Annotated in this window: 15 protein-coding genes; 8 read left to right on the top strand and 7 right to left on the bottom strand. The window is 75.5% G+C overall.

Features of this window, described 5'->3' with window-relative positions:
* Positions 1–67: 67 nt before the first annotated feature.
* Positions 68–988: a GNAT family N-acetyltransferase gene (locus tag ACLQ22_RS14865; protein ID WP_425692758.1), complete on the bottom strand. Its 921-nt coding sequence runs from the start codon at positions 986–988 to the stop codon at positions 68–70.
* A gap of 78 nt (positions 989–1,066) precedes the next feature.
* Between ACLQ22_RS14865 and ACLQ22_RS14860 the strand changes: the two genes are divergently transcribed.
* Complete coding sequence (locus tag ACLQ22_RS14860; protein WP_121400713.1) at positions 1,067–1,315, top strand: DUF2630 family protein; 249 nt, start codon at positions 1,067–1,069, stop codon at positions 1,313–1,315.
* 47 nt (positions 1,316–1,362) lie between these two features.
* Here ACLQ22_RS14860 and ACLQ22_RS14855 read toward each other — a convergent pair whose 3' ends face one another.
* The 3 genes from ACLQ22_RS14855 to ACLQ22_RS14845 all read right to left on the bottom strand — a co-directional run bounded on the left by ACLQ22_RS14855 (position 1,363) and on the right by ACLQ22_RS14845 (position 4,164).
* Positions 1,363–2,298: an RIO1 family regulatory kinase/ATPase gene (locus ACLQ22_RS14855; protein WP_121400712.1), complete on the bottom strand. Its 936-nt coding sequence runs from the start codon at positions 2,296–2,298 to the stop codon at positions 1,363–1,365.
* A 293-nt stretch (positions 2,299–2,591) separates the two neighbouring features.
* Positions 2,592–3,236, bottom strand: a complete 645-nt coding sequence (locus ACLQ22_RS14850; protein WP_425692757.1) for an HAD family hydrolase — start codon at positions 3,234–3,236, stop codon at positions 2,592–2,594.
* Positions 3,237–3,294: 58 nt separating this feature from the next.
* Positions 3,295–4,164, bottom strand: a complete 870-nt coding sequence (locus ACLQ22_RS14845; protein WP_425692756.1) for a carbon-nitrogen hydrolase family protein — start codon at positions 4,162–4,164, stop codon at positions 3,295–3,297.
* Positions 4,165–4,269: 105 nt separating this feature from the next.
* Between ACLQ22_RS14845 and ACLQ22_RS14840 the strand changes: the two genes are divergently transcribed.
* The 6 genes from ACLQ22_RS14840 (at position 4,270) to mug (ending at position 8,595) form a co-directional block, all read left to right on the top strand.
* A complete protein-coding gene (locus tag ACLQ22_RS14840; protein WP_121400709.1) occupies positions 4,270–4,842 on the top strand; it encodes a TetR/AcrR family transcriptional regulator in 573 nt (190 codons plus the stop codon).
* 125 nt (positions 4,843–4,967) lie between these two features.
* A complete protein-coding gene (locus ACLQ22_RS14835; RefSeq protein WP_425692755.1) occupies positions 4,968–5,879 on the top strand; it encodes a TIGR04222 domain-containing membrane protein in 912 nt (303 codons plus the stop codon).
* Positions 5,876–6,694 (top strand): DUF692 domain-containing protein, encoded by an 819-nt coding sequence (locus ACLQ22_RS14830; RefSeq protein ID WP_425692754.1) that lies wholly within the window; start codon positions 5,876–5,878, stop codon positions 6,692–6,694. Before ACLQ22_RS14835 ends, ACLQ22_RS14830 begins: the two co-directional genes overlap by 4 nt.
* Positions 6,691–7,137 carry a hypothetical protein gene (locus tag ACLQ22_RS14825; RefSeq protein WP_425692753.1) on the top strand — a complete coding sequence of 149 codons (447 nt, stop codon included), beginning with the start codon at positions 6,691–6,693 and terminating at the stop codon, positions 7,135–7,137. The genes ACLQ22_RS14830 and ACLQ22_RS14825 overlap by 4 nt, the downstream gene beginning before the upstream one ends.
* 67 nt (positions 7,138–7,204) lie before the next feature.
* Positions 7,205–7,972, top strand: a complete 768-nt coding sequence (locus ACLQ22_RS14820) for an SDR family oxidoreductase (protein ID WP_425692752.1) — start codon at positions 7,205–7,207, stop codon at positions 7,970–7,972.
* A complete protein-coding gene (gene mug / locus ACLQ22_RS14815; RefSeq protein WP_425692751.1) occupies positions 7,972–8,595 on the top strand; it encodes a G/U mismatch-specific DNA glycosylase in 624 nt (207 codons plus the stop codon). Before ACLQ22_RS14820 ends, mug begins: the two co-directional genes overlap by 1 nt.
* An 83-nt stretch (positions 8,596–8,678) precedes the next feature.
* Here the strand turns inward: mug and ACLQ22_RS14810 are convergent, their stop codons facing one another.
* From ACLQ22_RS14810 to ACLQ22_RS14800, 3 genes are all read right to left on the bottom strand, one after another.
* Positions 8,679–10,658 carry an ABC transporter ATP-binding protein gene (locus tag ACLQ22_RS14810; protein ID WP_425692783.1) on the bottom strand — a complete coding sequence of 660 codons (1,980 nt, stop codon included), beginning with the start codon at positions 10,656–10,658 and terminating at the stop codon, positions 8,679–8,681.
* Between the two features lie 116 nt (positions 10,659–10,774).
* A complete protein-coding gene (locus ACLQ22_RS14805) occupies positions 10,775–11,542 on the bottom strand; it encodes an enoyl-CoA hydratase/isomerase family protein (RefSeq protein ID WP_425692750.1) in 768 nt (255 codons plus the stop codon).
* 46 nt (positions 11,543–11,588) lie between these two features.
* On the bottom strand, positions 11,589–11,816 hold the full coding sequence (locus ACLQ22_RS14800; protein WP_007462679.1) for a helix-turn-helix domain-containing protein: 228 nt from the start codon (positions 11,814–11,816) through the stop codon (positions 11,589–11,591).
* Between the two features lie 255 nt (positions 11,817–12,071).
* Between ACLQ22_RS14800 and ACLQ22_RS14795 the strand changes: the two genes are divergently transcribed.
* Positions 12,072–12,671, top strand: coding sequence for a cadmium resistance transporter (locus ACLQ22_RS14795; RefSeq protein ID WP_425692749.1), 600 nt, complete (start codon positions 12,072–12,074; stop codon positions 12,669–12,671).
* Positions 12,672–12,741: the final 70 nt, after the last annotated feature.

The raw sequence follows: 12,741 nt of genomic DNA, 5'->3' as shown, positions 1-12,741 counted from the left end.
TCTCACCAATGAGGACAGCAGTTCCAGTGTTTGTGCTGCGAAATGTCCCACTGTCAACAGTGGACGGTCAGCGACGAGGCAACTCCCGCAGGTAGCGCCACTCGGCGGACACCGGCCGGTATCCGAACCACGCGTTGACCGTCCGCATCGCGTCGTTGCCGGCGTCGTTGATCGTGGACGCCCAGCGGAGGCCCGCCGACCGGGCCGCCCGCAGCGACGCGTGCTTGACCGCCCGGGCGAGGCCCCGGCCCCGCCACCCGCTGCGGGTGCCCGTCATCCCCGACAGGTAGCGGTCCCGGCGGTCGGTCAGCGCGAGGCTGAACGCCACCACCACACCGTCGGCCGTCGCCACCGTGCTCAACGCCCGGTCCAGGTCCGGCCGGTCCCAGTACGCGGCCCGCCAATCGTCGAAGCTGATCTCGTCCATCCCGACGTCGCCCGGCTCGTCCGCGGCGGCGGCCAGGTCCGCCTCGTACAGCGGACGCGGGTCGACCAGGTCCGCGGCCGTGCCCAGCCGCACCCCGGCCGGCGCGGCGGGCGCGGCCGGCAGCACCGCCGCCGCCAGGTCCAGGCCCAGGATCACGCTGCGCCGGCCGGGCCGGTAGCCGCGCCGCTCGGCGAAGGCGAGCGGCGCCGGCTCGTCGACGACCCGCGCGTACGCCCGGCGCACCCCGAGCCCGGCGAGTCGCTCCTCGGCGGCGGCGAGCAGCGCAGACCCGACGCCCCGCCCCCGCCCCTCGGGACGCACGACCAGGTTGACGAAGCCGAGCCCCGGCTCGCCGCTCTCGTACAGCAGCCCCGTCCGGGCGACGCCGGCGATCCCGTCGGCCGTCTCGGCGACGAGCATCCCGAAGCGCTCGGTCGGCTTGCCGGTCGCCTGCCAGGCGAGCAGCTCCGGCGTGACCACCAGGTGGGGCCGGGCGGCGCGGAGCAGGTCGACGACCGGCACCAGGTCGGAGGGGCCGGCGGCCCGGAGGGTGGGGACCATGGCTGGGCAACCTACCGCAGCGGCCAGGGCGGCGGCGGAACCCGGGCGCGCCCGCGTGGCCTGTGCCAGGCTCAGGGCATGGACGACAAGACCATCCTGAACCGGATCTCCGAGCTGGTCGACGAGGAGCACCGGTTGCGCGCCGACGCGCAGGCCGGCGAGTCGGGCACGGACGACGACGCCCGCACCCGGCTGCGCGAGCTGGAGGAGTCCCTCGACCAGTGCTGGGACCTGCTGCGCCGGCGGCGGGCCGCCCGGCAGACCCACGGCGACCCGGACGCCCAGGGGACGCGCCCCAAGCCGGCGGTCGAGCGCTACCTCCAGTGACCCGGGGGTCCCGGGCGGCCGGTGCCTGGCCGCCCGGGACGTCGAGGTCAGCGGATCCCCGCCTCCCGCAGCAGCAGCGCCGTCAGCGCGGCCGGGTCGGCGTCCGCCGCGGGCAGGCCCCGGGCCGCGAACCAGGTGGCGACCACCCGCACGTCGCGGGCCAGGAACTCCGGGCCCTGCGGGTTGGCCACCACGTCGACCACCTGCGGCAGGTCGATCAGCACCAGCCGCCCCGCGTGCACCAGCAGGTTGTACGGCGACAGGTCGCCGTGCGCGAGGCCGGCGCGGGCGAGCACCACGAGAGCGTCGACGAGCTGCCCCCACAGCTCGCGCAGCTCCCCCGCCTCCGGCCGCAGCTGGGCCAGCCGGGGCGCGGCCAGCCCCTCGTCCTGGTCGCCGAGGAACTCCAGCATCAGCTCCGTGCCGCGCAGCTGCACCGGGTAGGGGACGGTGATCGTGCCGTAGCGGGCGCCGACCTCCCAGAGCCGGGCCAGCGCGGCGAACTCGGCCGCCGCCCACTGCCCGGCGATCATCTGCCGGCCGAAGGCGGTACGGCCGGCCATCGCCCGGTTCTCCCGGGACCGGCGGACCCGGCGGCCCTCCAGGTAGCCGGCGTCGCGGTGGAACAACCGGTGCTGGGCGTCCCGGTACCGCTTGACCGCCAGCAGGCAGGACCGGTCGGTGCCGGGCACCGCCCGGCGGACCAGGTGGACGTCCGCCTCCTTGCCGGTCTTGAGCATGCCCAGCTCGGTGTCCTTGGCGGCCAGCTCGGTGATCAGCCAGTCGGGGTGGGGCTCCGGGCCGTGCACGGCGTCGTCCCAGGAGGACCAGCGCTCCCCCGTGTCGGGGTCGGGCTCGGCGTCGGGGTCGGCGGGGACGGGCTCGGCGGCCCGGCCACGCTTCAGGAAGAGCTGTTCGTCGTCGTCGAAGCGGCGCTTGCCGCGGGTACGGCGCTCGCGCGCCGGAAGGTCGTGATCGCGCACTGCGGTGGTGATCCCTTGCTCGAGGCTGATGGGGGCAGGTGGAAGCGACCTGCGAAGACGGCCATGACCGACCCCCTCTCCTCGACCGGGCGCGGGCCCGGTTGCACGATGCGCCGACCATGCTCACGGGCCGGCGCCACCCCGGTCAACCGAATTACGCCCGGCCCGGCACCACGCCCGGCCCCCGGCCGGCACCCCCGCTGCCCAACCCGGCACCACGCCCGACCCCGCCCCGGCGCAGGGACCCGTGGCCAGCCAGCGCGTCGGCGGGCGGGCGGCGGGCGGCGCTCGCGTCAGCCGGCGAGCACCGTCGCGACGGCGGCGATCACGCCGTCCGCCGTGCGGGTGGGGGCGAACCGGTCGTCGACCCAGCTCCGCCCCCGGTGCAGCCACACGCTGGGCAGGCCCACGGCGGCGGCGCCCCCGATGTCCACCTCCGGGCCGTCGCCGACCACCCAGGCGCCGCGCAGGGGCAGCCTCACCCGCCGGGCGGCCAGCGCGAAGATCCTCGGGTTGGGCTTGCTGACGCCGACCTCCTCGGAGATGACCCAGTCGGCGACGTAGCGGTCCAGTCCGGTGCGCCGGATCATGGCCTCCTGCTGGCGTACCCCGCCGTTGCTGACCACCACGGGTGTCCAGCCGGCCTCGTCGGCGATCCGCAGCGCGCAGGCGACCAGCGGATCGAGCCGGATGTTGGCCACCACGCCGTCGTGCAGCTCCTCGACCAGGTCGATGGACGGCATCCGCAGCCCGTACCGGTCACGCACGGCGTCGGCCACGTCCCACCGGTCGGTCAGCCCGTCGGCGTCGATGGACAGCAGCCAGTCGATGTCGGCCGGGGGCGCGCCGACACCGGCCAGGAAACGCTCCCCCCAGGCGCGGAACGGACCGGCCCGGTCGAGCAGCGTGTTGTCCAGGTCCAGCAGGAGCAGCGGCACTCGGGCACCCTACGGGAGCACGACCGCCCGCCGACAGTGCCGGCCCCTCCCGACGCCGTCAGGCCGGCAGCGCCGAACGGGCGCCGCCCTGGTGGGGCAGGCGGTCGAGCAGCATGCAGTGGGCCGCCCGGGTCGCCGCGAGGGCCTCCGGGGCGAGTGCGACGACCAGCACGGCCTCGCCGGTGTCCGCGCCCCGGGCCAGCGGCCGACCCTCCGGGTCGTAGACCGCCGCGCCGCCGTTGAACCGCCACGGGTCGGCGCCGCCGACGAGGTTGGCGAACACCACGTACATCGTGTTGTCCAGCGCGCGGGCGGCGTAGTAGAGGTCGCGGCGGTGCTCGGAGCCGGCCAGGTAGCCGCTCGGGCAGAGGTAGCCGTGCGCCCCGTCGGCCGCCGCGGCCCGGCCGTGCTCGGGGAAGCAGCCGTCGTAGCAGATGCCGATCCCGAGCCGCCAGTCGTCGACGAGCAGGGTGGCACCCCGGTCACCGGCGACGAACAGCTCCCGCTCGCCGCTCCACAGCTGCTGCTTGTCGTATCCGACGCGGACCTCGCCGGCGCGGTCGACCAGCAGGGCGGAGATCGTCCGCCGGCCGTCCGGGTGCCGGACCGAGGCGCCGACCACCACGGCGCCGCCGCCGTCGCGGGCCGCCTCGCGCAGCGGGTCCAGCCGCGAGTCGGCCACCGCGCCGGCCGCGTCGGCCGCGACGTCGGTGCCGGCCGGATCGGCCGCGAGCGTCGGCAGGTGGTACGCGGGCAGGAAGAGCTCGGGCAGCACGGTCACCCGCGCGCCCCGCTCCGTGGCGTGGCGGACCAGCCGGGCGGCGCTCGCCGCGTTGCCGGCCACGTCGCCGGGGACGGGCTCGGCCTGCACGGCCGCGACGGTCAGCGGTGCGGCGGGGACCGCGACGGCGGTGGGGAGTGGCGTCACGGGCCGATCCTAACCGGCGCGCCGCAGGCCCATGATCATCTGCACGGCCAAACCAAGCCGTACGTACGGTTTGCACAGCGGGGGGCGAGCTGTCACGATCGACCCGTGCCCAGAGTAAGTCAGGACCAGCTCGACGCGCGCCGGCAGGAGATCCTCGCCGCCGCGCGGGCGTGTTTCGCCCGGCACGGCTATGAGGGCGCCACCGTCCGCAGGCTGGAGGAGGCCACCCGGCTGTCCCGGGGCGCGATCTTCCACCACTTCCGCGACAAGGACTCGCTCTTCCTCGCGGTGGCCGAGGACGACGCCGCGGCCATGGTGGAGACGGTGGCCCGCAACGGCCTGGTCCAGGTCATGCGGGACCTGCTGGCCGGCGCGGTCTCCCCCGACACCACCGGCTGGCTGGGCAGCCAGCTTGAGGTGTCCCGCCGGCTGCGGACCGACCCGGCGTTCGCCAAGCGGTGGGCGGAGCGGTCGGCGGCGATCGCCGAGGCGACCCGCGACCGGCTCGCCCGGCAGCGGGAGGCGGGCGTGCTCCGCGAGGACGTGCCGATCGACGTGCTGGCCCAGTTCCTCGAACTCGCCTACGACGGCCTGGTGCTGCACCTGGCGATGGGCCGTCCCGCCGGCGACCTCGGCCCGGTGCTCGACCTGGTCGAGGAGGCCGTCCGCCGCCGCTGACCCGCGCGCCGGCCGCCTTCGCGCCGCTGCGTATCGGTCCGGTAACTCGGTCCACGCGGTGGGTCCGCCCTGGCGGGCCTGCTCCACAATTGGGTCGCGATCCCCTCGCCCGACAGGAGCAGCACATGACCGTCCTCGCCGCACCTGGTGACACCTGGGGCATCTCCGGTCCCGCCTTCCTCGGGGTCTACCTCCTCGCCGCCGTCCTGATCATCGTCGGCACGGTCGTCCACCGGCTCTCGGTCCTCGCCGGGCCACAGGTGGGCAGTGTGGGTCAGCTCGGCCCGCAGCAGGTCGCCTACCTCAACGGCGGGCAGCAGCTGGCGATCTGGGCCTCGCTCGGCGGGCTGCGCAGCAGCGGGGCCATCGGCGTACGCCCGGACCGGCGGCTCACCACCGGCGGTCCGCTGCCGGCCGGGATCACGCCGCTCGACCAGGCCGTCCACCTGGCCGCCGGGCGCAACGCCACCACCCGGGAACTGGCCCGTGACGAGTGGGTCCGCCGGGCGCTCGACCAGCTCAGGACGAGTCTGGAGCAGCGCGGGCTCGCGCTCGCACCGGCCGACCGGGCCGCACTGCGCCGGGGCGCGTTCCTGCTCTCCGCCCTGCTGCTGGTCGGGGTGTTGCGCATCTTCGCGGGTCTGGGCAACGACCGTCCGGTGGGCTGGCTCGTGCTGAGCCAGGTCCCGCTGATCGTCGTGGCCGTCCTCCTGCACCGGGTGCCGTGGCGCACCCGCGCCGCCACCCAGGCCCTGCGCGACCTGCGGCGTCAGCACACCTACCTCGCGCCCGCCTCGGCCCCCGCCTACGCCACCTACGGCGCGGCGGGCGCCGCGATGGGGGTCGCGCTGTTCGGCACCGCGTCGCTCTACGCCATGGACCCGGGCTTCGCCAGCCAGGCCGAGATCCAGCGCCAGGCGATCAGCGGCTCCGGCGCCTCCTCCTCCGGCGGCGGCGGGTGCGGCGGGGGCAGCTCGTGCAGCGGGGGCAGCTCGTGCGGCGGCGGGGGTTGCGGCGGAGGCGGGTGCGGCGGATGACCGGCCCCGCCGGCGTGGGCATCGGCTGGCGGCCGGAGATCGCCGGGTTCGTCGCCGACCTGCCCGGGCTGCGCTTCGTGGAGGTGGTCGCGGAGAGCGTCGCCGCGACCGGACCCCCGCCCGCCGGGCTGGCCGCGCTGCGCGAGCGCGGCGTGACGGTCGTACCGCACGGCGTGCGGCTCTCCCTCGGCGGCGCGGAACCGGTCGACCCGGCGCGCGTCGCCCACCTGGGCGCGGTGGCGGAGCTGGTCGGGGCGCCGCTGGTCAGCGAGCACATCGCCTTCGTCCGGGCCGGCGGCGTCGAGGCCGGTCACCTGCTGCCGCTGCCCCGCAGCCGGGAGGCGGTCGACGCGGTCTGTGCCAACGTCGCCCGCGCGCAGGCCGCGCTGCCGGTGCCGCTCGCGCTGGAACCGATCGCGGCCCTGTTCGACTGGCCCGACGACGAGCTGGACGAGGCCGACTTCCTCACCGAGATCCTGGACCGCACCGGCGCGTTCCTGCTGCTGGACGTCGCCAACGTGTACGCCAACGCCCGCAACCGGGGCACCGACCCGCGCGCGCTGCTCGACCGGCTGCCGCTGGAGCGGGTCTCCTACCTGCACGTGGCGGGCGGCGCCGACCACGGCGGCTACTACCACGACACGCACACCGATCCGGTGCCCCCGGCGGTGCTCGACCTGCTGCGCGAGCTGTGCGCCCGCCGCCGGCCGCCGGCCCTCCTGCTGGAACGCGACGGGCACTACCCGCCCGCCCCGGTGCTCCGCGCCGAGTTGGACGCCCTCGCCGCCGCGTCGGGCTTCCCGGTGGTGACGTGAGCGGCGGCCTGGCCGAGCGGCAGGCGGCGCTGGTGGCGGCGCTGGTCGCCGGCGGCCCGGTGCCGGCGGGCTTCGACCCGGCGGCGGTCGCCGCCGCCGGGGCCGCGCTGCTGCACAAGCGCGCCGGGGACGTGGCCCGGCACTGGCCGCTGCTCGCCGCCGGACTCGGCACCCGGTGGCCGGAGACCTTCGCCCGGTGGGCGGCGGGGCGGCCGACCGGGGGCTCGCTGCGCGACGGCTGGGACCTGGCCCGCGACCTGCGCGACCGGGGCGCGCTGCCGCCGCTCGGCGCGGAGGAGCTGGCCGCGCGCGAGGCCGCCGACCGCTACGACGGGCGCCGGCCGCCGCGCCCGCGTCGACTGCCGGCCTGGGGGCGCGCCGGCGGGGCCGTCGCGGTCCAGGTCGCCGGTCGGGTACGCCTGCTGCGTCCCGCCCGCCGCTGACCGCCCGCCGCGCACCGGCCCGAGGGCCCCGCTGGCGGATCCGGCCGGGTGCGGCAGGATCGACGACATGGATCTCGGACTGACCGATCGGGTGTACGTACTGACCGGCGCCTCCCGGGGGCTGGGCTTCGCCACCGCGCAGTGCCTCGTCGCCGACGGCGCCCGCGTGGTGCTCTCCGCCCGCGACGCCGACGCGGTGGCCGCCGCCGCGCAGCGCCTCGGCGGGCCGGAGCGGGCGGTCGGGCTGACCGCCGACCTGGCCGACGCCCAGACGCCGGAGCGCCTCGTGGCCGCGGCCCGCGAGCACTTCGGACGGCTCGACGGGGCGCTGGTCTCGGTCGGCGGGCCGCCGCCGGGCAGCGCCGCCTCGGTCACCGACGAGCAGTGGCGCCGCTCCTTCGAGACGGTCTTCCTCGGCACCGTACGCATGGTGCGCACCGTCGCCGAGAACCTGGCCGGAGACGACGGCGGGGCGGTCGGGCTGGTGCTGTCGACCTCGGCGCGCGGGCCGGTGCCCGGCCTGGGCATCTCCAACGGCCTGCGGCCCGGCCTGGCGGGCATGGCAAAGGACGTCGCCGACGAGTACGGGCCCCGGGGCGTGCGGGTGGTCGGCCTGCTGCCCGGACGGATCATGACCGACCGCAACGTGGAACTCTTCGCCGCCACCGGCGACCCCGAACGGGCCCGCGCGGAGGCCGAGGCGGCCATCCCGCTGCGCCGCATCGGCGCGCCGGCCGAGTTCGGCCGGGTCGCCGCGTTCGTGCTCTCCCCCGCCGCGAGCTACCTGACCGGGGTCACCGTGCCGGTCGACGGCGGCGTGCTGCGGGGCCTGTGATGGCCGCCTCCGCCGGCGGGTCGGGTCCCGGCTCCCCCGCCCGGCGGCGGGGGCGGGCGGCGGAGGTCGGGCGGTATCCGCGGCCCACGCGGGAGGAACTCGCCGCAGCAGCCGAGCGCACCATCCCCGACGTCATCGCCCCCGGCCTGGACGTGCTCTTCGTGGGCATCAATCCGGGCCTGTGGTCGGCCGCGACCGGGTGGCACTTCGCCCGGCCGGGCAACCGGTTCTGGCCCGCGCTGCACCGGGGCGGCTTCACGCCCCGGCTGCTGCATCCCAGCGAGCAGGACGAGCTGCCCGGGTACGGGCTGGGCATCAGCAACATGGTCGCGCGGGCCAGCGCCCGCGCCGACGAGCTGACCCCGGCCGAGCTGGTCGAGGGGGCGGAAATCCTCACCGGCAAGGTCGAGCGTCATCGCCCCCGGTGGGTGGCCGTGGTCGGGGTGACCGCGTACCGGATCGGGTTCGCCCGGCCGAAGGCCGCCTTCGGGCCGCAGCCGCAGCGGCTGGCCGGCGCCCGGCTCTGGGTGCTGCCCAACCCCAGCGGCCTGAACGCGCACTTCACCCCCGAGACGCTCGGCGCCGCCTTCGGGGAGTTGCGGGCGGCGGTCGCCGCCGGCTGAGGCGCGCGTCGGTCTGCCGCGTCAGCCGTCAGTTGGCCACGGCCGGCGCGGCGCGTCAGTTGGCCGCGGCCGACGCGGCAGCGTCAGTTGGCCGCGGCCGGCGGCAGCGCCTCGTCGGCGAGGTAGGGCCGCAGCGGCGGCACGGCCACCGGCTCGGGCCCGGTCGCGTCGGCGTACGGGGTGGGCGAGTCGGCGACCGCGAACTGGGTGCGGTAGAGCTCGGCGTAGAGCCCGCCCACGGCCACCAGCTCCTCGTGCCGCCCCCGCTCGACGATCCGCCCGTCGTCGAGCACCAGGATCTGGTCGGCGTCGCGGACGGTCGAGAGCCGGTGCGCGATCACCAGCGCGGTACGCCCGGTCAGCGCCACCGACAGCGCCCGCTGCACGGCGGCCTCGCTCTCCGAGTCGAGGTGCGCCGTCGCCTCGTCGAGGATCACGATCGACGGTGCCTTGAGCAGCAGCCGGGCGATGGCGATGCGCTGCTTCTCTCCGCCGGAGAAGCGGTAGCCCCGCTCGCCGACGAGGGTCTCCAGCCCTTCCGGCAGCGACCGGACCAGGTCGGCGACCTGCGCCCCGGCCAGGGCCGCCCAGATCTCGTCGTCGGTGGCGTCGGGCCTGGCGTAGCGCAGGTTCTCGGCGATGGTCTCGTGGAACAGGTGCGAATCCTGGGTGACCACGCCGATCTCGTCGCGCAGGGAGGCGAGGGTGGCGTCGCGGACGTCGACCCCGCCGACCAGCACCTGCCCGTCGGTGACGTCGTAGATGCGGGAGATCAGCATCGACAGCGTCGACTTGCCGGCGCCGGAGGGACCGACCAGCGCCACCATCTGCCCCGGCTCCACCGCGAACGAGACGCCCTTGAGCACGGGCTCGTTGACCGTACGGTCGAGGGCGGCGACCTCCTCCAGGGAGGCGAGTGAGATCTCGGCGGCGCTCGGGTAGCGGAACCGGACGTCGCGGAACTCGACGCGGCCGCTGGCCCGGGGCACCGGCACGGCGTCGGGCTTCTCCTCGATCGTCGGCTTCAGGTCGAGCACCTCGAAGACCCGGTCGAAGGAGACCAGCGCGCTCATCACGTCGACCCGGACGTTGGACAGCGCGGTCAGCGGGCCGTAGAGGCGGGTGAGCAGCAGGGCGAGGGTCACCACGGTGCCGGCGCTGACGTTGCCGGTGACCGCCAGCCAGCCGCCGAGGCCGTAGGTGAGGGCCTGGGCCAGCGAGGCGACCAGCAGCATCGCCACGAAGAAGGTCCGCGAGTACATCGCGGACTGGATGCCGATGTCGCGCACCCGCTCGGCCCGGCCGGCGAACCGGCGCGCCTCCACCTCGGGCTGGCCGAAGAGCTTCACCAGCAACGCGCCCGAGACGCCGAACCGCTCGGTCATCGTCGCGTTCATCTTCGCGTCGAGGTTGTAGGACTCCCGGGTGATCTCGGCGAGCCGCTTGCCGACCCGGCGGGCCGGGATGATGAAGACCGGCAGCAGCACCAGCGAGAGCGCGGTGATCTGCCAGGAGAGGGTGAACATCACCGCGGCGGTGAGCACGAGTTGGATGACGTTGCTGACCACCCCGGACAGGGTCGAGGTGAACGCCCGCTGCGCGCCGAGCACGTCGTTGTTGAGCCGGCTGACCAGCGCGCCGGTCTGGGTGCGGGTGAAGAACTGCAGCGGCATCCGCTGGACGTGGTCGTAGACCCGGGTGCGCAGGTCGAGGATGATGCCCTCGCCGATGCGGGCCGAATACCACCGCTGGGCGAGGGAGAGCAGCGCGTCGGCCACCGCGAGCCCGGCGATGACGAGGGCCAGCCGGACCACCGCGTTGCCGGCGTCGGTGCCGCCCCGGGTGATCGTGTCGATCACGTCGCCGGCGAGCACCGGGGTGGCGACGCCGATGACCGCGGCCAGCACCACCGTGACCAGGAAGACGACGATGTCCCGGCGGTAGGGCCCGGCGAAGGCCACGATCCGGCGGGCCACCCCGCGCTTGAGCCGGTGGGTGGAGATCTCGTCGCGGTTGCGCATCGACCTGAGCATGCTCCAACCGGCCATGCCGCCGCCCGACATCGAGTTGGACACGTTCACCTCCGGGTCGTCGGGCTGACCGCACCGTCAGGTCAATTCTCCCGACGACTCTGACAACCTCGGCCGTAACCCTGATCTTCCCGAACGGTCCTTACTACTTACTCTCCCCGCCCGGCAAGATCACGCAGCCGGCGGGTCTGCGCCTCCCGCTCGGCCCGCTGCTGGTCCGCGGCGGACCGACCGGTCGCGCCGGCCAGCAGGGCCTTGATCTCCACCACCGCGTTGCGGTCGTTGGCCAGCAGCCCGGCGGTCAGGTCACGCACCGCGGCGTCCAGCTCGGCGTTCGGCACCACCAGGGTGGCCAGGCCGATCCGGTCCGCCTCGGCGGCGTCCATCCGCCGGCCGGTGGCGCAGATCTCCAGCGCACGGCTGTAGCCGACCAGGTCGACCAGGCGGCCGGTGCCGGCGAGATCCGGGACCAGGCCGAGCGTCACCTCGGCCATGGAGAGCTTCGCGTCCTCGGCGAGCACGCGCAGGTCGCAGGCGAGCGCCAGCTGGAAGCCGGCGCCGATCGCGTGCCCCTGCACGGCGGCGACGGAGACGACGTCGGGACGGTGCAGCCAGGTGAAGCCGCCCTGGTACTCCGCGATCCGGTCGGCGCATTCCTGCTCGGGCAGGGTGGCCAGCTCGGCGAACGACCCCGGGCCGGAGGCTCCGGCCACCGACAGGTCGAGGCCGGCGGAGAACGCCCGCCCCTCGCCGCGTACGACCACGACGCGGACGTCGCCGGGAAGGTCCCGCGAGAAGTCGCTCATCGCGCGCCACATCGCCGGGGTCTGCGCGTTGAGCACGTCGGGCCGGCACAACGTGACCGTCGCGACCGGCCCGTCGCATTCCAGCCGGACCCCGGTCGCCTCGGCGGTCACCGGGCGACCCGGGTAGCGGCGCTGATGGACGACGCTGGTGGGCGGGTCACGCCTTCTTGCGGCGTCGGGCGCCGCCACGCTGCCGCAGCTGAACCCCGGACTCGGTGAGCACCCGGTGGATGAACCCGTAGGAACGGCCGGTCGAGGCCGCGAGCGCGCGGATGCTCTCACCCGAGGTGTACCGCTTTACCAGGTCCTTGGCGAGCGTCTGACGCTCGGCTCCGACGATCCGGCGACCCTTCTCAGTGCTGGTGGCTGTGCCAGTGGCTGCCATGCTGTGTCCTCACGTCCCAGACTGTGCGGTTCGGATACGGTCCCACCTATTAGACCGCCTCGAACGATCATGCGCCAGATATCAACTCTTCGCCAACCGACACGCTATGCAATGTCAGCTTCCCGATAGCGTGATGCTCCCGACCCCCGGAACGCCCGCCCCGACCACGCGCGGCAGACCCGGCCTGCGCGGCAGAGTCGTCGGGCGCGGCAGACTCGGCGGGCTCAGCGGGCGGGCCGCCCGTACCCTGCTGGCGTGATCGACCTGTTGGGCACCGCCGCCGGCGCCGCCGTGGTGTTCGCCGCCACCGACATCGACGACATCGTCGTCCTGACGCTGCTCTTCGTCGCCGCCCGCACCACCGGCCGCCCCCGGCCCTGGCAGATCGTCGCCGGGCAGTACCTGGGCATCGGCGCCCTCGCCCTGGCCAGCGCCGTGGTCGCGGCCGGGCTCCTGGTGGTGCCCGACCCCTGGACGGGGCTGCTCGGCCTGCTGCCGGTCGCTCTCGGCGTCCGCGCGCTGCTCGACCGCGACGCCGACGAGACACCCGCGGTGGTGGGCTCCACCGTCGGCGTGGCCGGGGTGACGATCGCCAACGGCGCCGACAACATCGCCGTCTACGTGCCGGTGTTCCGGGCGCTCGGCCCGGCGGACAGCGCGGTCTTCCTGCTGGTCTTCGTGGTGCTCATCGCGCTGTGGTGTGCGGCCGGCGCCTGGCTCGGCAACCACCCCCGGGTGACGGGGCTGGTCGGGCGCGCGGGCCACTGGCTCGTTCCGGCGATCTTCATCGCCATCGGCGTGGTCATCCTGGCCACCTCGGGCATCCTGCCCCACCTGCGCGACCTCCTGCGCTGACCGCACGACCCACCCCACTGGGCCACCCCGCCGAGCCGCCCCACCGGGGTCACCACGCCTGGCCACCCGT

The sequence above is a fragment of the Micromonospora sp. DT178 genome (assembly GCF_049841695.1).
GTDB lineage: Bacteria > Actinomycetota > Actinomycetes > Mycobacteriales > Micromonosporaceae > Micromonospora.
The sequence above is the reverse complement of the archived record's forward strand: the minus strand, read 5'-3'. Positions and strand labels throughout refer to the sequence as shown.

Excerpts from the sequence above, each read along its gene's own strand:
- ACLQ22_RS14835 (WP_425692755.1), top strand. The coding sequence starts at position 4,968 with ATGACCGTCCTCGCCGCACCTGGTGACACCTGGGGCATCTCCGGTCCC.
- ACLQ22_RS14810 (WP_425692783.1), bottom strand. The coding sequence starts at position 10,658 with ATGTCGGGCGGCGGCATGGCCGGTTGGAGCATGCTCAGGTCGATGCGC.
- mug (WP_425692751.1), top strand. The coding sequence starts at position 7,972 with ATGGCCGCCTCCGCCGGCGGGTCGGGTCCCGGCTCCCCCGCCCGGCGG.
- ACLQ22_RS14830 (WP_425692754.1), top strand. The coding sequence starts at position 5,876 with ATGACCGGCCCCGCCGGCGTGGGCATCGGCTGGCGGCCGGAGATCGCC.
- ACLQ22_RS14860 (WP_121400713.1), top strand. The coding sequence starts at position 1,067 with ATGGACGACAAGACCATCCTGAACCGGATCTCCGAGCTGGTCGACGAG.
- ACLQ22_RS14800 (WP_007462679.1), bottom strand. The coding sequence starts at position 11,816 with ATGGCAGCCACTGGCACAGCCACCAGCACTGAGAAGGGTCGCCGGATC.
- ACLQ22_RS14865 (WP_425692758.1), bottom strand. The coding sequence starts at position 988 with ATGGTCCCCACCCTCCGGGCCGCCGGCCCCTCCGACCTGGTGCCGGTC.
- ACLQ22_RS14820 (WP_425692752.1), top strand. The coding sequence starts at position 7,205 with ATGGATCTCGGACTGACCGATCGGGTGTACGTACTGACCGGCGCCTCC.